General features: G+C 71.9%; 22 protein-coding genes and 1 tRNA gene. 13 read left to right on the forward strand and 10 right to left on the reverse strand.

The features are described 5' to 3' along the window. Positions 1–26 precede the first annotated feature (26 nt). The 3 genes from ACH4SI_RS37930 to ACH4SI_RS37940 all read left to right on the forward strand — a co-directional run bounded on the left by ACH4SI_RS37930 (position 27) and on the right by ACH4SI_RS37940 (position 3905). Entirely contained in the window at positions 27–788 is a 762-nt protein-coding gene (locus ACH4SI_RS37930; protein WP_398304102.1) for a DeoR/GlpR family DNA-binding transcription regulator, read from the forward strand. After that, positions 785–1729: a 1-phosphofructokinase gene (gene pfkB / locus ACH4SI_RS37935; RefSeq protein ID WP_398304104.1), complete on the forward strand. Its 945-nt coding sequence runs from the start codon at positions 785–787 to the stop codon at positions 1727–1729. The genes ACH4SI_RS37930 and pfkB overlap by 4 nt, the downstream gene beginning before the upstream one ends. Positions 1730–1814: 85 nt before the next feature. Then, entirely contained in the window at positions 1815–3905 is a 2091-nt protein-coding gene (locus ACH4SI_RS37940) for a fructose-specific PTS transporter subunit EIIC (protein WP_398304106.1), read from the forward strand. Between the two features lie 7 nt (positions 3906–3912). On the opposite strand, the gene ACH4SI_RS37945 is transcribed toward ACH4SI_RS37940, so the two are convergent. Both ACH4SI_RS37945 and ACH4SI_RS37950 read right to left on the reverse strand, forming a co-directional pair. Further along, positions 3913–4827, reverse strand: coding sequence for an FAD-dependent oxidoreductase (locus ACH4SI_RS37945; protein WP_398304108.1), 915 nt, complete (start codon positions 4825–4827; stop codon positions 3913–3915). Positions 4828–4886: 59 nt separating this feature from the next. Beyond that, positions 4887–6053: a P1 family peptidase gene (locus ACH4SI_RS37950; protein WP_398304110.1), complete on the reverse strand. Its 1167-nt coding sequence runs from the start codon at positions 6051–6053 to the stop codon at positions 4887–4889. Positions 6054–6255: 202 nt separating this feature from the next. Between ACH4SI_RS37950 and ACH4SI_RS37955 the strand changes: the two genes are divergently transcribed. Both ACH4SI_RS37955 and ACH4SI_RS37960 read left to right on the forward strand, forming a co-directional pair. After that, complete coding sequence (locus ACH4SI_RS37955; protein ID WP_398304112.1) at positions 6256–6798, forward strand: AMP-binding protein; 543 nt, start codon at positions 6256–6258, stop codon at positions 6796–6798. 3 nt (positions 6799–6801) lie between these two features. Further along, complete coding sequence (locus ACH4SI_RS37960; RefSeq protein WP_398304114.1) at positions 6802–6990, forward strand: hypothetical protein; 189 nt, start codon at positions 6802–6804, stop codon at positions 6988–6990. 58 nt (positions 6991–7048) lie between these two features. Here ACH4SI_RS37960 and mscL read toward each other — a convergent pair whose 3' ends face one another. From mscL to ACH4SI_RS37985, 5 genes are all read right to left on the reverse strand, one after another. Continuing rightward, positions 7049–7519 carry a large conductance mechanosensitive channel protein MscL gene (mscL, locus tag ACH4SI_RS37965; protein WP_398304116.1) on the reverse strand — a complete coding sequence of 157 codons (471 nt, stop codon included), beginning with the start codon at positions 7517–7519 and terminating at the stop codon, positions 7049–7051. A 120-nt stretch (positions 7520–7639) separates the two neighbouring features. Continuing rightward, positions 7640–8311, reverse strand: coding sequence for an RcpC/CpaB family pilus assembly protein (locus ACH4SI_RS37970; RefSeq protein ID WP_398304118.1), 672 nt, complete (start codon positions 8309–8311; stop codon positions 7640–7642). 231 nt (positions 8312–8542) lie between these two features. Continuing rightward, positions 8543–9391 carry an S-methyl-5'-thioadenosine phosphorylase gene (locus ACH4SI_RS37975; RefSeq protein WP_398304120.1) on the reverse strand — a complete coding sequence of 283 codons (849 nt, stop codon included), beginning with the start codon at positions 9389–9391 and terminating at the stop codon, positions 8543–8545. A 98-nt stretch (positions 9392–9489) separates the two neighbouring features. After that, complete coding sequence (locus ACH4SI_RS37980; RefSeq protein ID WP_398304122.1) at positions 9490–9873, reverse strand: FmdB family zinc ribbon protein; 384 nt, start codon at positions 9871–9873, stop codon at positions 9490–9492. A 122-nt stretch (positions 9874–9995) separates the two neighbouring features. Further along, on the reverse strand, positions 9996–11504 hold the full coding sequence (locus tag ACH4SI_RS37985) for a potassium/proton antiporter (protein ID WP_398304124.1): 1509 nt from the start codon (positions 11502–11504) through the stop codon (positions 9996–9998). Positions 11505–11760: 256 nt separating this feature from the next. On the opposite strand from ACH4SI_RS37985, the gene ACH4SI_RS37990 reads away from it, so the two are divergent. Further along, positions 11761–14526 (forward strand): penicillin acylase family protein, encoded by a 2766-nt coding sequence (locus ACH4SI_RS37990; protein ID WP_398304126.1) that lies wholly within the window; start codon positions 11761–11763, stop codon positions 14524–14526. A gap of 148 nt (positions 14527–14674) precedes the next feature. Here ACH4SI_RS37990 and ACH4SI_RS37995 read toward each other — a convergent pair whose 3' ends face one another. Next, entirely contained in the window at positions 14675–15265 is a 591-nt protein-coding gene (locus ACH4SI_RS37995; RefSeq protein WP_398304128.1) for a 5-formyltetrahydrofolate cyclo-ligase, read from the reverse strand. 82 nt (positions 15266–15347) lie between these two features. Between ACH4SI_RS37995 and galU the strand changes: the two genes are divergently transcribed. The 7 genes from galU (at position 15348) to ACH4SI_RS38030 (ending at position 20778) form a co-directional block, all read left to right on the forward strand. Next, positions 15348–16250: a UTP--glucose-1-phosphate uridylyltransferase GalU gene (galU, locus tag ACH4SI_RS38000; RefSeq protein WP_398304130.1), complete on the forward strand. Its 903-nt coding sequence runs from the start codon at positions 15348–15350 to the stop codon at positions 16248–16250. Positions 16251–16254: 4 nt separating this feature from the next. Next, entirely contained in the window at positions 16255–17589 is a 1335-nt protein-coding gene (gene glp, locus ACH4SI_RS38005) for a gephyrin-like molybdotransferase Glp (protein WP_398304132.1), read from the forward strand. A 62-nt stretch (positions 17590–17651) separates the two neighbouring features. Continuing rightward, a complete protein-coding gene (gene moaC, locus ACH4SI_RS38010) occupies positions 17652–18134 on the forward strand; it encodes a cyclic pyranopterin monophosphate synthase MoaC (protein ID WP_063735369.1) in 483 nt (160 codons plus the stop codon). Then, complete coding sequence (locus ACH4SI_RS38015) at positions 18131–18709, forward strand: molybdenum cofactor biosynthesis protein B (protein ID WP_398304135.1); 579 nt, start codon at positions 18131–18133, stop codon at positions 18707–18709. Before moaC ends, ACH4SI_RS38015 begins: the two co-directional genes overlap by 4 nt. Next, on the forward strand, positions 18706–19329 hold the full coding sequence (locus ACH4SI_RS38020; RefSeq protein WP_398304173.1) for a GNAT family N-acetyltransferase: 624 nt from the start codon (positions 18706–18708) through the stop codon (positions 19327–19329). The genes ACH4SI_RS38015 and ACH4SI_RS38020 overlap by 4 nt, the downstream gene beginning before the upstream one ends. 142 nt (positions 19330–19471) lie before the next feature. Further along, the gene (gene glpR / locus ACH4SI_RS38025; RefSeq protein WP_398304137.1) at positions 19472–20629 is read left to right on the forward strand and encodes a gephyrin-like molybdotransferase receptor GlpR; all 1158 of its coding nucleotides are present in this window, start codon (positions 19472–19474) and stop codon (positions 20627–20629) included. Between the two features lie 75 nt (positions 20630–20704). Continuing rightward, positions 20705–20778 (forward strand) — tRNA-Ala (locus ACH4SI_RS38030). A gap of 73 nt (positions 20779–20851) precedes the next feature. Here ACH4SI_RS38030 and xerC read toward each other — a convergent pair. Then, entirely contained in the window at positions 20852–22084 is a 1233-nt protein-coding gene (gene xerC / locus ACH4SI_RS38035; protein WP_398304139.1) for a tyrosine recombinase XerC, read from the reverse strand. Beyond that, positions 22081–22290: an excisionase family DNA-binding protein gene (locus tag ACH4SI_RS38040; protein ID WP_398304141.1), complete on the reverse strand. Its 210-nt coding sequence runs from the start codon at positions 22288–22290 to the stop codon at positions 22081–22083. The genes xerC and ACH4SI_RS38040 overlap by 4 nt, the downstream gene beginning before the upstream one ends. Between the last annotated feature and the right edge of the window lie 58 nt (positions 22291–22348).

Here is a 22348-nt window from a genome sequence, read left to right on the forward strand (position 1 = left end):
CGGGCATGGAAGGGACGTAAACCCACATGTACGCACCGGAGCGTCAGCAGGAGATCCTCCGGCTCGCCCGCGACAGCGGACGGGTGGACGTCCTGTCCCTCGCCGAGGAGTTCCAGGTCACCGCCGAGACCGTACGGCGCGACCTGCGGGCCCTCGACCGGGCCGGGCTGGTGCGCCGCGTGCACGGGGGCGCGATCCCGGCCGGACGCCTCGACTTCGAGCCCGACCTCGCCGAACGCGAGAGCACCGCCGCCGATGAGAAGGACCGCATCGCACGCGCCGCCCTCGCCGAACTGCCCGCCGACGGCAGCGTGATCATCGACGCCGGGTCGACGGCGGCCCGGTTCGCCGCCGCCATCCCCTTGGAAGCCGGGCTCACCGTGGTCACCCACGCGCTGCCGATCGCCGCCCGCCTCGCCGATCACCCCGGCATCGCCCTGCACCTGGTCGGCGGCCGGGTCCGGCACCGCACCCGGGCCGCGGTCGACGCCTGGGCGCTGCGCGGCTACGGCGAGGTCAGGGCCGATGTGGTCTTCCTCGCCACCAACGGCTTCTCCCCGGACAGCGGGCTCACCACCCCCGACCTCGCGGAGGCATCCGTCAAGCGCGCCATGATCAGTGCCGCCCGCAGGGTCGTGCTGCTCGCCGACTCCGGCAAGTTCGGCCAGGAGCACTTCGCCCGCTTCGGCGGCCTCGACGACGTCGACCTGCTCATCACGGACACCGGTCTCAGCCCACAGGACGCCCTCGCCATCGAAAAGCAGGGCACGGAAGTAGCACGCGCATGATCCTCACCGTCACCCCCAATCCCAGCCTGGACCGTACGTACGAGATCCCGGCGCTGGAGCGCGGCGCCGTGCTGCGGTCCACCACCGACCGGGTCGACCCCGGCGGCAAAGGGGTCAACGTCTCGCGCGCCGTGGCCGCCGCCGGGCACCGCACCGTGGCGGCGCTGCCGCTCGGCGGGCCCGAGGGCGCGCTGCTGGTGCGGCTGCTCGAAGAGCTGGGCATCGAGGTCGCCGGCGTGCCGGTGCGCGGCTCGACCCGGGTCAACATCTCCGTCGCCGAGCCGGACGGCACCCTCACCAAGCTCAACGCGAGCGGACCCGAGCTGAGCGACACCGAGGCCGAGGCCCTGCTGGAGGCGGTACGGACCCGGGTCGCCGGCGCCGACTGGATCGCCTGCTGCGGCAGCCTCCCCCGCGGGCTGGCCCCCGAGTGGTACGCCGAGCTGGTCGCCCGGGCCCACCGCGCGGGCGCCAGGATCGCCCTGGACACCTCCGGCCCCTCCCTGACCGCGGCCCTGCGCGAGCGCCCCGATGTGGTGAAGCCCAACGCGGAGGAACTCGCCCAGGCCGTCGGCCGCCCGATCGCCACCCTGGGCGAGGCGGTCAAGGCCGCCGAGGAGCTGCGCGGGCTGGGTGCCCGCGCCGTCCTGGCCAGCCTCGGCGCCGACGGTCAGCTGCTGGTCGACGGGACCGGTACGTACTTCGGCACGGCCAAGGTCACGGCCGTCCGCAGTAATGTCGGTGCGGGCGATGCCTCGCTCGCCGGATTCCTCGCCGCGGGCGGCACCGGACCCGCCGCGCTCGCCTCGGCCGTGGCCCATGGCGCGGCCGCCGTACAACTGCCGGGCAGCGCGATGCCGACCCCGGCCGACCTGGACCCGTCCGGCGTCACCACGACGTCGGATGTCCCGCTGGATCGCGCGCTCAAGGAGCCCGCGTGACCGGCCCGACCCACTCCCACCCCCCAGTCCCCACCCCCTCCACCCGCCTTTCCCCGGGCGGTATCGCACCCAAGGGAGCCGCGAGATGAGTGAGTTGATCACCGCGGATCTGGTCGACCTTGACCTGTCCGCCGACACCAAGGAAGCTGCCGCCCGGTCGCTGGCCGAGCGCATGGTCGCGGCCGGACGGGTCACCGACCTCGACGGCTTCCTCGCCGACGTGGCGGCCCGCGAGGAGCAGATGCCGACCGGCCTGGACGGCGGCATCGGCATACCCCACTGCCGCAGCGAGCACGTCACCGAGCCGACGCTGGCCTTCGGGCGCAGCACGGCCCGGATCGACTTCGGCGCGCCGGACGGACCGGCCGACCTGGTCTTCCTGATCGCGGCCCCCGCGGGCGCGGACAGTGATCACCTGACGATCCTGTCCAGCCTGGCCCGGTCTCTGATGAACGCCGAGTTCACCGGTGCCCTGCGGGCCGCCGACGACCCGGCCCGGGTGGCCGCCCTGATCCGCGGTGACGAGGAATCCTCCGCCGCCGCGGACGGCGCCCCGGAGGAGCCCGCGGCCGAGGAACCGAAGGACGCGGCGAGCGGCCCGGCCGAGCCGACGGAGCCCGCCGGGAACGCTGAGCCCGCCGGGACCGCGGCCGCGGCGGTGCCCTTCCGGATCGTCGCCGTCACCTCGTGTCCCACCGGTATCGCGCACACCTACATGGCCGCCGAGTCGCTGGAGAACGCCGCCCGTGAGGCCGGTGTCGAGCTGGTGGTGGAGACCCAGGGCTCGGCCGGATTCGAGAGGCTGCCCGCCGCCACCATCGCCGCCGCCGACGCGGTGATCTTCGCGCATGACGTGGAGGTCCGGGAGAAGGAGCGGTTCGCCGGGAAGCCGACGGTGGACGTCGGGGTCAAGGCGGGGATCAACCGTCCGGCCGAGCTGGTGGCCGAGGCGCGCGACAAGGCGGCGCGCGGCGAGACCAGCGCACCGGCGGACGCGGCCGATGACGCGGACGGCGCACCGATGGACGCGGGCGGCGACCGCTTCGGCACCCGGCTGCGCAAGTGGCTGATGACGGGTGTCAGCTACATGGTCCCGTTCGTCGCCGCGGGCGGTCTGCTCATCGCGCTCGCCTTCGCGATCGGCGGCTACGAGATCGCCAACGCCAAGTCCGTCGCGGACCACTTCGTCTGGACCGAGACCGCCAGCTGGGCGGCGCTGCTCTTCCAGATCGGCAGCGCGGCGTTCACCTTCCTGGTGCCGGTCCTGGCCGGGTACATCGCCTACGGCATGGCCGACCGGCCCGGGCTCGTGCCCGGCTTCGTCGGCGGCTTCATCGCGACCACGATCAAGGCGGGATTCCTCGGCGGTCTGGTCGCGGGCCTGATCGCGGGCGCGGTCGTCATGGGCATCCAGCGGTTCAAGGTCCCGGCGGCGCTGCGCGGCATCATGCCGGTCGTGGTGATCCCGCTGATCTCTTCGGCGATCGTCGGCTTCCTGATGTTCGTGGTGATCGGCAAGCCCATCGCCTCCGCCCAGGCAGCGATGACCGACTGGCTCAACGGGCTCTCCGGCGCCAACGCCATCGGCCTCGGCGTGATCCTCGGCCTGATGATGTGCTTCGACCTCGGCGGCCCGGTCAACAAGGTCGCGTACGCCTTCGCGACCGGAGGCATCGCGGTGTCCAACCCGAGCGAGGGCAGCCTCAAGATCATGGCCGCGGTGATGGCGGCCGGTATGGTCCCGCCGCTGGCGATGGCGCTGGCCACCACCGTGCGCGCGAAGCTGTTCACCAAGACCGAGCGGGAGAACGGCAAGGCCGCCTGGGTGCTGGGCGCCTCCTTCATCAGCGAGGGCGCCATTCCGTTCGCGGCGGCGGACCCGCTGCGGGTGATCCCCTCCTCGATGGTGGGCGGCGCGGTCACCGGTGCGCTGTCGATGGCCTTCGGCTGCACGCTGCGCGCCCCGCACGGCGGCATCTTCGTGGTCCCGCTGATCGGCCAGCCGTTCCTGTACCTGCTGGCCATCCTGGCGGGCACGGTGGTGTCGACCGGACTGGTGGTCTTCCTCAAGGGGCTGCGGAAGAAGGCGGAGGACGGCGCCACGGCCCCGGCCGGTGGTGACGCCTCCGCGAAGGGCGCCGCCGGGGACGAGGAGAAGGTGGCGGTCGCGGTCTGACCTCATCTCAGCCATCCCCCACCTCATCCGTGGCGAGGCCGCGCGCAGCGTAGTAGGCGCTGAGCGCGGCCTCGCTGCCCGAGCCCATCGCGGTCGCGATCCGCTGGAAGCGGGCGGAGCGCAGATCACCGGCGGTACGGATCCTCGGATGCTGGCGGCCGGGCGGGCAGTAACCGGACCCGCCGGTGACGACGGACCCGCCGGGCGGCGCCGGGGCGCTGCCCAGATTCAGGAACGCCAGGTCGGCCGTGAGGGCGCGCCGCTCGCCCGCCACGGTCAGCGCCTCGGCTCGCAGCGGCGCCGATGGCGGCCCCAACTCCAGCCGCCGCACGGCCATCAGCTCCACCCGGGCGTCCTGCCCGACCTCCTCGGTCTTGTACGCGTCCTCGGGCGGATGGGCGACCAGGAACCGGGCCCGCAGCCCCGGATGGGCGCGGACGAGGGTGCCCAGCGGACGGTCCGCGCCGAGGACCAGAACCGTGCGGCCGCTGATCGCCGCGGCATCCGCCTCCCACAACCGGGGCAGCTCCCGGCCCCCCGCTCCCATGAGCCACCCGGCGGCCGCAGGCGCCAGCGGCCCGACCCCCGTGGCGACGACGGCATACGGCGCGGTCAGCGGCGCCGCCCCTGGTCCGTCGACCGCCACCTCCACGCGGTCCTCGAACGCGTCGATCCGGGTGGCACGCCGCCCCGACTCCACCCGGCAGAGGTCACACCGCGCCACGTCGGCCTCGATCGCCGCCGCCATCCCGGGGCCGGTGGTGAAACCCAGGACATTGCTCACCACCGGGATGCGCCGCAGCGCACCGCACAGCACGTCGCCCGACTCGACGAGGACGGACCGCATCCCGAGGCTCGCCGCCATCACGGCGGCCGCACAGCCCGCAGGACCGCCGCCGACAACCAGCAGATCGGCATCCATGGTGATTCCCCCTCCCTCTCAGTCCTCGGTCTCTCGGTCCCTCAGGGACCCACTTGGCCCTACTCGGAGCCGTCCGCCCGGAACGGTCCGCCGTACAGATCCCGGTACGCGGGGAAGACCCCGCCCGGGCCGTCCACGCCCTCCGCCGCCAGCACCGCCTTGACCACGGCCCGGGTCAGCGCGTCCGCCCCCGCGGCCAGCACCTCGTTCAGCGCCCCGGCCTCCCGGTGCACCCCGAACGCCGGATCCTGCGCACCGCCCCCGCCCTCCTCCGGCACCAGCGGGCGGTCACCGGTGGCCAGGGCGAAGACCGTGTCACCGTCGGACATCAGATGCACCGGCCGGATCGCCCGGGCCAGCCCGTCGTGCGCCGTGCCCGCGAGCTTGTGCGCCTGGGCCCGGGTGAGCGCGGCGTCGGTGGCGACCACGGCCAGGGTGGTGTTCAGCGCAGGCCGCACCGACGCGGCCTGGCGCCGCTCCGACTCGGCCCGCGCGGCGGCCAGACGGCGCACCGCCTCCGCGTGCTCCTCCTCGCCGGGGCGGTAGGGCCGGCCGTCGCCGGACGGCTCGTACCCCTGCCCGTACAGCACACCGGTCCGCGGATCGACCACCGATCCGAGTGCGTTGACCGCCACCAGCGCGGCCACCGTGATGCCGGACGGCAGCACCAGCGACGCCGATCCCAGGCCGCCCTTCAGCCCACCGGCCACCGCGCCGGTGCCCGCACCCGCGTTGCCCTGCCGGACCGGCGCGCCCGGCTCCGTTCCTGCCGCCGCCTCGGCGGCCTCCCGGCCAAGGGCCGCGCCAGGCCGGGCCCGCCAGTCACCGCCACGGCCGAGATCGAAGAGGGCGGCCGTCGGGACGACCGGGACGACCTGCGCCGGATCGGGGCCGACCCGGAAGCCGCGGCCGTGATCCTCCAGCCAGCCGGCCACTCCCGAGGCGCTGTCCAGGCCGAAGGCGCTGCCGCCGGTCAGCACGACGGCGTCCACGCGCTGGACGAGATTGCGCGGCTCGAGGGCGTCGGTCTCCCGGGTGCCCGGGCCACCGCCGCGCACATCGACGGCGGCGATCGCGCCGCCCTCGGGAGCCAGCACGACGGTTGTTCCGGTGAGCCATCCGCCTCCGGTGCGCTGCGCATGGCCGACGCGCAGCCCGGGTACGTCTGTCAGCGCGTCGGCCCGGCCGACTTGCGGGGAGTCTTGGGGGGTTCGTTCGGCATCCATGAGCGCTATGCGTAGCACGGCGGCTCGTGTCATGGTCGTACAACGAGGTCTGCCCGGCCCCGGCACGAGGGCCCTCGCGAGCACTTCCGGACGGCGCGCGCCGGGCCATCGCCGCCTCATATAGCGGACGTTCATCAGACGTTGATGACGTGACAGCAGGCTGTGCGGTATGCCGTTCGTCCCCGTCCCAAGGAAGACCGCCGTGCCCCATACCTCCCGGACGGAGGAGCTCCCGATGCTGGCCGCCGCCGCGCGGCAGACCTCCCAGGTGGCCCTCCGGTGGATCAGCGAACCCGACTGCACCGAGGAGCTGACCCACGCCGAGCTGCTCGACCAGGCCGCCAGGGCCGCGGCCGCCCTCACCCGGCTCGGAGTCCGGGCCGGCGACCGTGTGGCGGTCCATCTGCCGCTGGTGCCCGAATCCGTGATCGCCACACTCGCCTGTGGCCGGCTCGACGTCGTACGCGTCAGTCTGCCGGTGGGACTGCGCCCGCATGAACTGCGTGACCGGATCAGGGGGATGGACGCCAAGATCGTCATCACCGCGGACGGGGAACAGCGCTGCGGAGAGCAGCACCCGCTCAAGCAGCTCGTGGATCGGGCGCTCACCGGCTGCCCCGGCGTGCGGAACGTGTTGGTCGTGCACCGCCTCGGCCGCCCGGTGTCCTGGAAGCCCGGCCGGGACCTGTGGTGGCACGACGAGCTCGGCCGGTACACCGAACCGCTGCCGCGGTCGTACGCTTGAGCCATGAGCACCGCCCCCGCCCCTGGACCGCGCGATCCCGCCGCCGCGCTGATCTTCGACGATCCTCTGGCGCAGCCGTCCTCGGACGACACGGACCGCGGGTGGGGTGAGCGGGCTCCCGGCGGCCACAGCACCGACAGCGCCGCGGATCTTGCCCGATTCCTCGACGAGAAGCCGCCCCACCACCTCTGACGGCGAAGGGCCCCACGCCGGGAGCCCTGACCGCGCACGATGCCGAGCAGGCGCTCGGCTAGGCGCCGGGGCCGCCTTCGCGCCGGGCCACCAGCTCGTCCCGTATCTCGCGGAGCAGCCTGATCTCCTCGGCCTCCGTCTCGGCCTGCTCCTCCTCGGCTGCCTGCTCCTTGGCGGCCTTGTGCGCCAGATAGCGCGACATCGGCAGCACCATCAGGAAGTACACCACCGCCGCGGTGATGAGGAAGGTCAGCACGGCGGACAGCACGCTGCCCCAGAGGATCGGGATGCCCTTCACCACCTCGCCCGCCGCGTTGGTCTCGCAGGGCGCCTCGAGGCAGGAGCGGTACTTCTCCAGGTCCTTCGTGCCGAAGGCGCCGACGATGGGATTGATGAGGCCCTTCACCACGGAGTTCACCACGGCGGTGAAGGCGGCCCCGATGACGACCGCGACCGCGAGGTCGATCACATTGCCGCGCATCAGGAAGGCTTTGAAGCCCTCCAGCACGCTCTCCTTCTCCTCTGGCACCTTCTCTGGCACCTTCTCTGTGCTCAACCCACTGCCTTTCTCTCGCCGCAACGGTGCAGGAGCGGACGGTTCCGCAACTTACACGTGCGTCGAATCGGCCCAGGAGGCGAGGCATACATGTCAGGAGCGGCACAGGGTCACCGCCAGACGTGAGGTGGCCCCGGCCCCGGCGACCGCTGCGGCGGCCGCGCGCGGCACCCTGAGCACCACCAGCGCCCCGCCGTCCGCCGGACCGCCGCCGTCGAGCGCCCCGGCATCCGGCTCGCCCGCCTCCGGGGAGCCACCGGCCCCCGGCGGGCCGTCGTCGCTGAGGCCGGGGACGGAGGCCACCCGGACCCCGTGCGCGACCACCCGCGCCGGGCCACCCGACCCTCGGCGCCGCACGCCGTCGGGTGCGGGCGTGGCCAGCACGTCCACCCGGTCGCCGGGGTGCAGCAGCCGCACCGCCGCGGCGTCGGCGATCCGGACCGGCGCGGACACCATGGCGGTGCGCGGCGGCCCGGACCGGCCGCCGGCCGCGGTGGCGGGGGAGGACTCCGGGCGCGCGGGCCCCTGACCGGACGGTGCCGCCGCCGCGAGCGCCGCGGCCGTCAGCGCCAGCCCGGCCGCCATCGAGCGCCGCCGTCGCCGCACGGACCGCCGCAGCCGGTATCTGCCATCGCGCGCCACCCGCACCGGACCGAAGCGCGGCACCGCGCGGACCGGGGGAGTGGCGCGGGCCTGCGGAGAAGGCGCGGGGGAGGCGGGAAGCGGGAACGCGGGGGACGGGGATGCGGGAAACGGATGGGACATGGCACAACACCGCCTGCCGTGAGGAGCCGGGAGCTTCTGGCCCCTCACCATGCCCGGCCCCGCCCGATCCCGCTGGGGCCTGTGGACGGCCGTCGCCTTGTGGACAACTCGGTCCCCCACACGAGGCGCACCTGCACCAGCGCCGCCCGCACCAGCGCCGCCCGCACCAGCGGCTCGCCGCCCGCACCAGCGGCCCGGCCGCCCGCACCGGCGGCCCCGCCGGCGCACCCGCTACGGCAGCTCCAGCCCCAGATCCCAGCCGTCGTGCCCGTGCGCGCACAGGCAGTCCCGGTCGGCGTTGTCGGGAAGGCCGCTCACTGCGTCGAAGAGCACCTCGCGCAGCCGCCCGACGTTCTCGCCGAACACCTTCAGCACCTCGGCGTGCGAGACGCCCTCACCCGTCTCCACCCCCGCGTCCAGATCGGTGACCAGCGTCAACGACGTGTAGCACAGCTCCAGTTCACGAGCGAGCACCGCTTCCGGATGTCCCGTCATCCCGACCACCGACCAGCCCTGCGCGGCATGCCAGCGCGATTCCGCCCGAGTGGAGAAACGCGGCCCTTCGATCACGCACATCGTTCCGCCGTCGACCGGTTCCCAGTCGCGTCCGCGCGCCGCCGTCACCGCGGCCTGCCGTCCCACCGGGCAGTACGGGTCGGCGAAGGTGGTGTGCACCACGTTCGGCACCCGCCCGTCCGGGAGCGGCTCACCGTCGAAGTAGGTCTGCGTACGTCCCTTGGTGCGGTCCACCAGCTGGTCCGGCACGAGCAGCGTCCCCGGTCCGTACTCCGGCCGCAGGCCGCCCACCGCGCAGGGCCCGAACACCTGGCGCACCCCGACCGCGCGCAGGGCCCACAGGTTGGCGCGGTAGTTGATCCGGTGCGGCGGCAGATGATGCGTGCGGCCGTGCCGGGGCAGGAAGGCGACCCGCCGTCCCGCGATGTCGCCGAGGAAGAGCGAATCACTCGGAGGGCCATAGGGGGTCTCCACGGTGATCTCGGTCACATCGTCGAGGAAGGCGTAGAACCCCGACCCCCCGATGACCCCTATGTCTGCTTGGGTGCTGCTCGTCTCGGCCATGCGATCACCCTAGCCAGCCGTGGCCGAGGGCGCCCGGACGCACCGCGCCCCCGCGGCTTCCCGGGAAGGGAGGCGGCGGGGGCGCGGCGCGTGCGATGTCAGGCGGCCGAGCTGGTGCTGCTCGACGACGTGCTCGACGAAGAAGACGAGGACGCCGACGACGAAGAAGACGACGACCCCGAGGACGTGTCCGAGGAGGAGGATGAAGACGACGAGGTCTTCTCCGACGACGAGGACGAATCCGACGACGAACCGCTGTCACTCTTCGCCGTGGACTTCGAGCCGCCGCTCGAGCTGCTGGACGACGAGCGGCTGTCGTTCCGGTAGAAGCCGGAGCCCTTGAAGACGATGCCGACGGCGGAGAACACCTTCTTCAGGCGTCCCTGGCACTGGGGGCATTCGGTCAGCGCGTCGTCGGTGAACTTCTGCACCGCCTCGAGGCCCTCGCCGCACTCGGTGCACTGGTACTGATAGGTCGGCACGTACTTCCTCCTGGCACTCTCACTCGTTGAGTGCTAACGACGCTCCATAGTGCAGTATTCCGGCCCGCCAGTCCACTGCGGTACGGCACACGGTGACCTACGCCACCTCGTCAGCCGAACCATCAGCCACCGCCGGTGCCCAGCCAGCCCGCCAGCTTGCCGCCCCGGCCGACCGCCCGCAGCCGCTGTTCGGCCGCGTCCCGCACCGGGTCGGTGGCCACCACCAGGAGTTCGTCGCCGCGCCGCAGCACGGTCGAGGGCAGGGGGACGAAGCTGGAGCCGCCCCGGACGACGAGGGTGACCGCGGCCCCGGGCGGCAGCCGGAGCTCGGCGACCTCCACCCCGTGCATCCGGGAGTCCTTGGGGATCGACACCGACAGCAGATGGCCGCGCAGCCGCTCCAGTGGCGCCGATTCGATGCCCAGGTCCGCGGTGCCCTCCGTTTCCTCCAGGCGCAGCCGGGTGGCGAGCCACGGCAGCGTCGGGCCCTGGACCAGGGTGTAGATGATCACCAGGACGAAGACGATGTTGAAGAGCCGACGGCTGTCGGGCACGTCGCCGACCATGGGGATGGTCGCGAGCACGATGGGCACGGCGCCGCGCAGCCCGGCCCAGGACAGCAGGGCCTTCTCCCGCCATGCCACCCGGAACGGCGCCGTGCTCAACAGCACCGACACGGGCCGGGCGACCACGGTCAGCACCAGGCCGACGGCGACGGCCGGCCAGACGTCGTCGGCCAGTTCGTGCGGCGTCACCAGCAGTCCGAGCAGGACGAACATGCCGATCTGGGCGATCCAGCCGAGCCCCTCGGCGAAACCGCGGGTGGCCGGCCAGTGGGGCAGCTTCGCGTTGCCCATCACGAGCGAGGCGAGGTAGACGGCGAGGAAGCCGGAGCCGTGTGCCAGCGCGCCGCCCGCGTACGCGACGACCGCGATGGCCATCACCGCGATCGGGTACAGGCCTGAGGCGGGCAGGGCCACCCGGCGCAGGCCGTACGAGCCGAGCCAGCCGATCGCGAGACCGATGGCGGCGCCGATCGCCAGCTCCAGGGTGATCTCGCCGAGCATGACGTACCAGGGGTCTATCGGGCCCTGGCTGGAGAAGGCGACGACCAGGATCACCACCGGGGCGTCGTTGAAGCCCGACTCGGCCTCCAGGGTGCCGGTGAGCCGCTTGGGCAGCGGCACCTTGCGCAGCACGGAGAAGACCGCCGCCGCGTCCGTGGACGACACCACCGCGCCGATGATCAGCGCTTGCCGCCAGTCCAGCCCCACCACATGGTGCGCCGCCGCCGCGGTGACCCCCACGCTCGCCGCGACGCCCACGGTCGACAGCACGGCGGCCGTCGGCAGCGCGGGTTTGATTTCTCGCCACTTGGTGCCCAGGCCGCCCTCGGCCAGGATCACCACCAGCGCGGCGTAGCCGATGACCTGCGTCAGTTCGGCGTTGTCGAAGGTGACGCCGAGCCCGTCCGTGCCCAGGGCGACGCCCATCCCGAGGTAGAGCAGCAGGGTGGGCAGCCCGCTGCGGGAGGAGACCCTTACGGCCGCCACCGCGACGAGCAGGACGAGAGAGCAGACCAGCAGCAGTTCATTGAGGTGGTGGACAGTCAGGGGCCGAACCTTTCTCACGTGAGCGGCGGGACCTTCGGGGACGAGGTGAACGGATCCCGGCCGACCGGAACTTCATTGCCTTACCTAACATTTTACGGGTTCTTGACGCGGGCCTTCCACATGGGCCGCCCGCGGGGGTGCGGGCGAGGTGCGGGAGACCCGGTCCGGTGGCCGGTGGACGGCGTCAGTCATGACTCCGCGTAGGGGCGGCGACAGCGCTGCGCCTATGGTTGCTCCAGCACTCCAGGATCACCCTGCCCCTCGAAGGACAGCGATGCCCGCCAACAAAACCGGCTCTTCTCCCAAGAAGAAGAGCCGTCGTCTCCGCCTGATCGTGATCGCAGTCGTGCTGCTGCTCGTGGGGGGTCTCGGCTTCGGCACGTACTGGAGTATCAGTACCGTGCGGGCCTCTTTCCCGGAGACCACGGGGTCGCTGCAGCTCAAGGGGCTTTCCGATCCCGTCCAGGTCAAGCGCGACGGTAATGGCATACCCCAGATCTACGGCAACTCACCCGACGACCTGTTCCGCGCCCAGGGCTTCGTCCAGGCCCAGGACCGCTTCTGGGAGATGGACGTCCGCCGTCATATGACGGCCGGTCGTCTCTCGGAGATGTTCGGTTCCGGCCAGGTCGAGACCGACGCGTTCCTGCGCACCATGGGCTGGCGCCGGGTGGCGCAGCAGGAATACGACACCAAGCTGTCGCCGACGACGAAGAAGTATCTACGGGCCTATTCCGACGGGGTCAACGCCTACCTCAAGGACCACGAGGGCAAGGCGCTTTCGGCCGAATACGAGGCGCTGAGCTTCAAGAACGACGGCTACAAGCCCGAGAAGTGGACCCCGGTCGACTCGGTCGCCTGGCTCAAGGCCATGGCCTGGGACCTGCGCGGCAATATGCAGGACGAGGTGGACCGCGCACTGGCGTCGAGCCGGCTGAGCGCCAAGCAGATAGAAGAGCTGTACCCGTCGTATCCGTTCAGCCGGAACAAGCCGATCGTCCAGGGCGGTGCGCTCGACGAGACCACCGACGAGTTCGACCCCAAGGCGACGTCGACGGGCACCACGGGCGGCGGCGCGGGGTCCACCGGCGGCGCGACCGGGGTGGGCGGAGCCACCCAGGGGCTGCAGAGCCGGCTCACGTCGATGTCGAAGACTTTGGAGAAGGTTCCGGCGCTGCTCGGCCCCAACGGAAGCGGTATCGGCTCCAACTCGTGGGTCGTCTCCGGCAAGTACACGACCACCGGCAAGCCGCTGCTCGCCAACGACCCGCATCTGGCGCCCCAGCTGCCGTCCGTCTGGTACCAGATGGGCCTGCACTGCAACCAGGTCAGCAGCGCGTGCCCGTTCGACACGGCGGGCTACACGTTCTCCGGGATGCCCGGTGTGGTCATAGGCCACAACCAGAACATCAGCTGGGGAATGACCAATCTGGGTGCCGACGTCAGCGACCTCTACCTGGAGAAGGTCACCGCGACGCACTACCTCTACGACGGCAAGCAGGTCCCGTTCCGCAGCCGTGAGGAGACCATCAAGGTCGCGGGCGGCAAGAACCGCACGATCACGGTACGCAGCACCAACAACGGGCCGATCGTCTCCGACCGGAACGACGAGTTGACGAACGTCGGCAAGAGCGCACCGGTCGGCAGCGGGGCCGACGATGTGGCCCCCGACCGCGGCGACGGTTACGCGGTCGCCCTGAAGTGGACCGCGCTGTCCCCGTCCAACAGCATGGACGCGGTCTTCGGGCTGAACACCGCCCGGAACTTCGACGACTTCCGCAAGGCGGCCCGCGACTTCGCGGTCCCCGCCCAGAACCTCATCTACGCCGACACCAAGGGCAACATCGGCTACCAGGCGCCGGGCAGGATCCCGGTGCGCAACGAGGGCGACGGCCGCTACCCGGCGCCCGGCTGGGACTCGCGCTACCGGTGGTCGAAGTTCATTCCGCAGTCGGCGCTGCCCTGGGAGTACAACCCCGACCGCGGTTACATCGTCACCGCCAACCAGGCCGTCATAGACCAGAAGAAGTACCCGTACCTGCTGACCGACGACTGGGGATACGGCGCGCGGAGCCAGCGCATCACCGACCTGATCGAATCCAAGATCAAGGACGGCGGGAAGATCTCCACGGACGACATGCAGTCCCTGCAGACGGACAACAGCAGTGAGATCGCCAAAGTGCTGACGCCCTATCTGCTGAAGATCAACATCAAGGATCCGTTCGTCCGCGAGGCCCAGAAGCTCCTGGAGGGCTGGGACTACACCCAGGACGCCGACTCGGCGGCAGCCGCATACTTCAACTCCGTCTGGCGCAACACCCTGATGCTCGCCTTCGGCGACAAAATGCCCAAGGAACTGCGGGTGAAGGGGCAGTGCCTGCGGGTGCGGCCGGCCGCGGACTCCGGTCCGCTCGAGGACCTGGACGGCAACACCCGGCTGGTGCGCGAATGCGGTACGCGCGACGCCGACACGGCCCAGCCCGACGGCGGCGACCGCTGGTACGAGGTCGTACGGAAGATCATCAAGGAGCCGGGCAACGACTGGTGGAAGACCGCCGGCACCCGCAATCACCCGGGCGCGACCAACCGCGACGAGCTCCTCGCCCAGGCCATGAGGAACGCGCGCTCCGAGCTGACCGCCAAGCTGGGCAAGAACATCAACACCTGGAGCTGGGGCCGGCTGCACCGGCTGACGCTGAGGAACCAGACGCTGGGCACCGACGGCCCGGGCGTCGTCCAGTGGATGCTGAACCGCGGCCCCTGGGACCTCGCGGGCGGCGAGGCGGCGGTCAACGCGACCGGCTGGAACGCGGCGGGCGGCTACGACGTCACCTGGGTGCCGTCGATGCGGATGGTCGTCAACCTCGCCAACTTCGACAAGTCGCGGTGGATCAACCTCACCGGCGCCTCCGGCCACGCCTACAACGCGCACTACACGGACCAGACCGAGAAGTGGGCGAAGGGCGAGCTGCTGCCCTGGGCGTTCAGCAAGACCGCGGTGGACAAGTCCACCGACGATCAGCTGGCCCTCACCCCCTGAGGGCCGCCTGCGGGCCCTCCGGGCCCGCAGGCGGCCCTCTGCGGGCCGTTCCCGCCCCGGACCGGGGGCGGGGACCCGCGAACCTCCCGGCCCCGCCGGAAGCGCCTTAGGGCGCTTCCGGCGGGGCCGCCGCGCTGCCAGGCGCGTCTCAGGTGAAGCGGTGCGCCCCCGAGGGCGTCACCGCCGCGTGCACCGGGCGGTCGTGGGGCTCCTCCGGAACCGCGTCCAGCAGCTCGCCGTCGTACAGCAGCACCACGAGCGCGGGATCGGCTCCCGCCCGCTCCAGCCGGGCCAGCACCCGGTCGTACGAACCGCCGCCGCGCCCCAGCCGCATACCCCGCCGGTCCACCGCGAGCCCCGGCAGCAGGACCGCGTCCGCCCGGGTGACCGCGTCCGGGCCCAGCCGCGGCCCGCCGGGCTCCAGCAGGCCCCGGCCGGCGCGCACCAGACCGTCCGGTCCCTCGTCCGAGCCCCAGTCGAGATCGTTGTCCGGCAGCAGGACGGGGAGCAGTACCTGTACGCCCCGCGCACGCAGCGCCTCCCGCAGCGCGCGCGTACCGGGCTCGCGCCCCACCGAGACATAGGCCGCCACGGTGTCCGCCCGGGCCAGCTCCGGCAACTCCAGCGCGCGACACGCCAGCGAGGCGGCGGACGCCTCGATGTCATCCGCCGTCAACCCGGACCTCATCGCCAGGAGGCGTCTCCGCAACGCGGGCTTACTAACCTCAGTGGTGCTCATCGAGTGCACATACTTCCTGTCTCATGTCATATTCACCGTATCCTCATCAATCGCCTGAAAGGCACCGGATAAGGTTCGGGGCATGACTCAAACGCGTACTCGGATCAGCAAGGCTGTCATCCCTGCCGCGGGCCTCGGAACCCGCTTCCTCCCGGCCACCAAGGCCACCCCGAAGGAGATGCTGCCGGTTGTCGACAAGCCGGCGATCCAGTACGTCGTCGAGGAAGCCGTCACCGCCGGCCTGTCCGACGTTCTTATGATCACCGGTCGCAACAAGCGGCCCCTGGAAGACCACTTCGACCGCAACTACGAGCTCGAAGAGGCCCTGACCCGCAAGGGCGATGAAACCCGCCTCGCGCGCGTCCAGGAGTCCAGCGACCTGGCGACCATGCACTACGTCCGGCAGGGCGACCCCAGGGGCCTCGGCCACGCCGTGCTGTGCGCCGCCCCGCACGTAGGTGACCAGCCCTTTGCCGTCCTCCTCGGCGACGACCTCATCGATGCCCGTGACCCGCTCCTGGCCCGGATGGTCGAGGTACAGGAGCAGCACGGCGGCAGCGTCATCGCCCTGATGGAGGTGGATCCCGCGCAGATCCACCTCTATGGCTGCGCCGCCGTGAAGCCCACCCTGGACGAGGGCGTCGTCCAGGTCACCGGACTGGTCGAGAAGCCCGACCGGGCCGACGCGCCCAGCTCGTACGCGGTCATCGGCCGCTACGTACTGGATCCCGCCGTCTTCGACGTGCTGCGCCGCACCGAGCCCGGCCGCGGCGGCGAGATCCAGCTGACCGACGCGCTCCAGGCGCTCGCCTCGGATCCGGACATCGGAGGCCCGGTGCACGGGGTCGTCTTCAAGGGCCGGCGGTACGACACAGGCGACCGTGGCGACTATCTGCGTGCCATTGTCAGACTCGCGTGCGAACGTGAAGACCTGGGCCCGGACTTCCGGGACTGGCTTCGCAGTTACGTCACCGAGGAGATGTAGCACTTTGAGCAGCACCGCGGCACGGGCCGCCGATCAGGGCACGGGCGAGGGCCGGGAGCGTCACCGGGTCTGGTCGGTGGCCGAGCACCTCGACGACATCCTCGGGCACATTCACCCGCTGGACCCCATCGAGCTGCAGCTGCTGGACGCCATGGGCTGCGTCCTGGTCGAGGACGTCACCGTGCCCGCCGCCCTCCCGCCCTTCGACAACAGCGCGATGGACGGCTACGCCGTCCGCACCGCCGACATCGGGGCGGCGACGGGGGAGCATCCCGCGGTGCTGACGGTCGTCGGGGACATCGCGGCGGGCAGCGGCGACCTGCCCGCCGTCGGCCCCGGCGAGGCCGCCCGGATCATGACCGGCGCCCCGCTGCCGCCCGGCGGCCAGGCCGTCGTCCCGGTCGAGTGGACCGACGGCGGCCTGGACAACGGGCCGGTCAGCGGCATGCCCGCCCGCAGCACGGACCCGGACGGCGGCAGCGGCCTGGTGCGGGTCTTCCGGCCGGTCCGGGACGGGCAGCACGTGCGCGCCCGGGGCAGCGACGCGGGGGCGGGGGAGCTGGCGCTGAGCGCCGGCACGGTCCTCGGGGCGGCTCAGATCGGGCTGCTGGCCGCCATCGGCCGTGCCACGGTCAGGGTCCGGCCGCGGCCCCGCGTCGTCGTGCTGTCCACCGGCAGCGAGCTGGTCCAGCCCGGCGAGCAGACGGGGCCGGGCCGCATCTACGACTCCAACAGCTACCAGCTCACCGCCGCCGCCCAGGAGGCCGGGGCGATCGCCTACCGGGTGGGCGCGGTCGCCGACGACGCCGGGACGCTGCGCGCCACCGTCGAGGACCAGCTGAGCCGCGCCGACATCGTCGTCACCAGCGGCGGAGTCAGCGTCGGCGCGTACGACGTGGTCAAGGAGGCCATGCACGAGGTCGAGTTCCGGACGGTGGGGATGCAGCCCGGCAAGCCCCAGGGCTTCGGGCGGATCGGCTCCGACCGGACGCCGCTGCTCGCCCTCCCCGGCAATCCGGTCAGCTCGTACGTCTCCTTCGAGCTGTTCGTCCGGCCGGTGATCCGCACCATGCTGGGCGCGGGTCAGGTCCACCGCACCACCGTGCGGGCGTTCTGTCCGGACGGGATCGCGTCCTCGCCGGATGGCAGGCGCCAGTTCCTGCGGGGCTGGTACGAGCCGTCGTCGGCGCCGGGCGAACCGGGCACGGTCGCCCCGGTGGGCGGGGCCGGATCGCATCTGATCAAGGCCCTCGCCCGGGCCAACGCGCTGATCGTGATCCCCGAGGAGGTGGCCGAGGTCGCCCCCGGGGCCGAGGTGGACGTGGTCCTTCTCGCCTAGCGGAGGCCTACGGCGGGTACGGTGTCGTCGCACAGAGCCACCTGGCCCGGACCGGGAGAACGATGAGCAGCGCCCAGGACCATCTCACCCATCTCGACCCGGCGGGCGCGGCGCGCATGGTCGACGTCTCGGCCAAGGACGTCACCGCGCGCACCGCCCGCGCGAGCGGCCGCGTGCTCGTCGCGCCACGCGTGGTCGAACTGCTCCGCGGCGAGGGCGTCCCCAAGGGCGACGCCCTCGCGACCGCCCGGATCGCGGGCATCATGGGCGCCAAACGGACCCCGGACCTGATCCCGCTGTGCCATCCGCTCGCCGTGTCGGGCGTGAAGGTCGACCTCGCGGTCGCCGACGACGCGGTCGAGATCACCGCCACCGTGAAGACCACCGACCGCACGGGCGTCGAGATGGAGGCCCTGACGGCGGTCTCGGTCGCCGCCCTGACGGTGATCGACATGGTCAAGGCCGTCGACAAGGGCGCGGTCATCACCGACGTACGGGTGGAGGAGAAGACCGGCGGGAAGTCCGGCGACTGGAGCCGGGAATGACCGCCCCCACGGCCCCGGACGACACCGCCCCGGACGACGCGCCGCGGTACCGCGCCCTGGTCGTCACCGCGTCCAACCGCGCCGCCGCCGGGGTCTACCCGGACAAGGGCGGGCCGCTGATCGCCGAGGGGCTGACCACGCTCGGCTTCGCGGTAGACGGCCCGCGCGTGGTGCCCGACGGCGACCCGGTGGAGTCCGCGCTGCGGGACGCGGTGGCCGCCTCGTACGACGTCGTCGTGTCCACCGGCGGGACCGGACTCACCCCGATGGACCGCACCCCCGAGGCCACCCGCCGGGTCCTGGACTACGAGATCCCCGGCATCGCGGAGGCCATCCGCGCCGAAGGGCTCGCGAAGGTACCCACCGCGGCGCTCTCCCGGGGGCTGGCCGGGGTCGCCGGGACGACCCTGATCGTCAACCTGCCCGGCTCGACCGGAGGCGTCCGTGACGGCCTCGCGGTGCTCGGGCGGCTCCTGGTGCACGCGGTCGATCAGATCCACGGCGGCGACCACCCCCGACCCACCGGTCCCGCCGGTGCAGCCGATGCCGCCGGTCCCGCCGGGAGCGCGAGCTGAACGCGCCCTGGCCGGTCGTGCTGGCGGACGGGGACACGGTCCTGCGCCCCATAAAGCTGCGCGACCAGCGCGCCTGGCGCGAGGTCAACCAGCGCAACCGGGAGTGGCTGCGGCCCTGGGAGGCGACCATTCCGCCGCCCGCACCCGGCGGCCCCGTCACCCAGCGGCCCACCTACCGGCAGATGGTGCGCCATCTGCGCGCCGAGGCGCACAACGGGCGGATGCTGCCGTTCGTCATCGAGTACCAGGGGCGGCTGGCCGGGCAGCTGACGGTCGCCGGGATCACCTGGGGCTCGATGTGCTCGGGCCATATCGGCTACTGGGTCGATCAGGCGGTGGCCGGGCGCGGCGTCATGCCGACCGCGCTCGCGCTCGCCGCCGACCACTGCTTCCGCACCGTCGGGCTGCACCGCATCGAGGTGTGCATCCGGCCGGAGAACCTGCCGAGCCGCCGGGTGGTGGAGAAACTCGGATTCCGCGAGGAGGGGCTGCGGCCGCGCTATCTGCACATCGATGGCGCATGGCGCGACCATCTGGTCTTCGCGCTCACCGTGGAGGAACTGTCGGAGGGGCTGCTCGCCCGATGGCACCGGACGCGACCAGGGGCATCGCAGAAATAAAAAATCTGTTCGATTATATTCGACGCATTCCCAGCCTGGTCATCCCAACAATCACAAAAAACTTTCGAGATATCAGCCAGATCGTGCGACACACCGCGCCAATTGGCGGATGGCCTCCCGCGGACCCCTCTACCGTGTGAGCGTGAGCAGCAGTGGCCTCATCTACGCAGTCATCGTCGGGGCCTGGGCCGCCTATTTGGTGCCGATGTGGCTCCGTAGGCAGGACGAGCTCAATGAGGCCCGTCCGACGGAACGCTTCAGCACCGCCATCCGGCTGCTGTCCGGACGGGCGGGCATGGAGCGCCGTTACGCCAAGGGGCTGGAGGACCGAGAGCGCCCGGGGACTCCGGATGACCAGGCGGTACGTACCGCGCAGGACGCGGACGCCCCCGACGCCGGGGGTCGCTCCGGCGACCCGGAGCGCTTCTCCGCCGATCCGGAAGCCGTCACCGACGCGGTCGACGTCCGGGCCTTCGCCGAGCCCGTGACCTTGCTCGCGCCCGCTTCCGGCGATCCGGACGGGCCGCCGGCGGAGGACGAGGCCGCGGCCCCGGCCGCCCCGACCGGCGGCAGCGCGCTGGATCGCGGGAAGCGGGCGCGGGTGCTTGCGCGCCGTCGCCGCACCACTGTGCTTCTCTTCGTCGCCTTCACCCTCGGCGCGATCGTCGCCGCGGTCGGCGGTCTCGCCTTCCTGTGGGCCCCAGCCCTTCCGGCCATACTGCTCAGCGCGTACATCGCCTATCTGCGCGCCCAGGAGCGCCGCCGCTTCGCCTTCACCATGGACCAGCGCCGCGCCGAGCAGGCCGCGCAGCGGCTGCGGGAGCGCCGCCCGCGTAGCCATCCGCCCGCCGACGGCCCTTCCAGCGGCGACGGCCCCGCCGACCCGCCCGCCCCCGCCGAGGCCGAGCCCGCCGCTGTCCCGTCCGCCTCCCCGCACGCGGCCGGGCGCCGCGCCTTGGTCGAACAGACCGACCACGCGGAGTGGGTGGACCAGGAGCGCGAGCGCGAGCGCGGCCCGGCCGCCGGGGACGGCTGGGAGCCGGTGCCGGTCCCACTGCCGACGTACGTCACGGCGCCCGTCGCCCCCCGCGCGACCGGCAGCGTCGACCTGGCCGCCCCCGACGCCTGGAGCTCCGCCCGCTCCAGCACCGTCGACCCCGCCCCGGACCCGGCACCGCCTGCCGAGCCCGACGCCGGGCACAGCTCCGCGGCCCCGCCCCGCACCTCGCGGGAACGCGGCCGCACCCCCCTCTTCGACCAGTACGCGGACGAGGACCGGCCCCGCGCCGCCAACGAGTGACGCGCACTCCATTGACCAGCGGGGAACGGATTTCCAAGCACCCCGCAGGGGATGCTAGAGTTTCACTCGTTGCAAGGGCCTGTGGCGCAGACTGGTAGCGCACCTCGTTCGCATCGAGGGGGTCAGGGGTTCAAATCCCCTCAGGTCCACCGCAGCTCAAAGCCCCCGCCAGGGAAACCTGGCGGGGGCTCTTTGGTGCCGTACAGCAGCGAAGTACAGCAACTACTTCCGACGCTTCCGATCTTGCTTGCCCAGGTGCTTGCCGAGCCTCCGCAGCGCCTTACGGGTGGCCTCGGACGGGACGTGCGTGTAGATCTCCATGGTCACCGCGATCTTGCTGTGCCGGAGGATCTGCATCGCGATACGCGGGTGCACGTCGAGTGCGGCGAGCAGCGACCCACAGGTGTGACGCGTGTCATGCAGCCGGATCCGGCGGATGCCTGCCTTGGAGGACCGGTCGGCGAACGAGCGGTTGAAGTTGCGTGGCTCGATCGGGGTCCCGTAGCGGGTGGTGAACACGAAGTCCGAATCCGTCCACAGCTCTCCGGCCGTTTGCTTGGCCGCTTCCTGCTCCTTCCTGCGCACCTGGAGAGCGGCGACACAGATATCGGGAAGCGGCAGGGTGGCCGTTGAGGCTTCGGTCTTGGTCTCGTCATGCACCAGACGCCGACGGATGTGCTGAAGCTGAAGCTGCACCGTGACCTCCCCGGCATCCAGGTTGACGCCCTGCCAGGTGAGCCCGAGCACTTCACCGCGTCGGAACCCGAGGACGAGGATCAGCACCCATGCCGCGTAGAGCGGATCACGGGCGGCGCTGGCCGCTTCGAGGAACTTCCGGGCCTCCTCCACGGACCAGGGGTCACGCTTGACCTTCCGGGCGGACCGCACCTTGACCAGGCCCGCGACGTTCTTCGAAATCAGCTCTTCCGTCATGGCGTTGGTGAGCGCGGAACGCAGGACGGCACGGGCGTCCTGGACAGTACGGCGGGACGGGACCCGATCGCAGCACCGACCGACCGCGCAGCAACGAGGCTCCTCGCGCCGGGCATCCTTGCCCTGGGCACAGCACTGGCACTGTTCGAGCAGATCGTTGACCCACGTCCGAACGTCCCGCACGGTGAGCTTGTCTATGCGCTTCTGGCCGAGGCCGGGCGCGATGTAGAGCCGGACGTGCATCGCGTAGGTCTCCCCCGTCTTGGGCTTCAGATCAGGCTCCACGACCTCCCGCAGCCAGTACGTGAGGTACTGCTCAAGCGTCGGCACACTGGTGGCGACAGGCCCCTTCTTCGCTTCCGTGTGGAGCTTGATCCACTTGTCGTGAACCTCGGTCCGCGTCTTGCCATAGACGTACTTGCGCTTCTTCCTGCCGTCCGGGGTGGTGACCCAGGCGTACGCGGCGAAGCCGTTCCTGTAGGGGTAGATGGACCCCTCTCCGTTTCCGCGCTTGCCGCTCATGCGGACCACCTCTCGGTCTCGTCCTGGACGCAACGGTTGACGTACTCGTCCACCCAGGCCGGGAGGATGCGGCGGTTACGGCCGACCTTGACCGAGCGGATTTCACCGGTCAGGACGAGCATCTTGGTCTTGGAGAGGCCGAAGCCGAGCATGTGGGCGACCTCGGCTGTCGTGTGCCACTTGCGCGGTATCGCGGTCGTGGTCATCCGGTGCGTTTTCCTTCCGTGCCGGGGGAGGGGATGGGCGGTCATGACCCTGGGGACG

Source organism: Streptomyces sp. NPDC021212 (assembly GCF_044332925.1).
GTDB lineage: Bacteria > Actinomycetota > Actinomycetes > Streptomycetales > Streptomycetaceae > Streptomyces.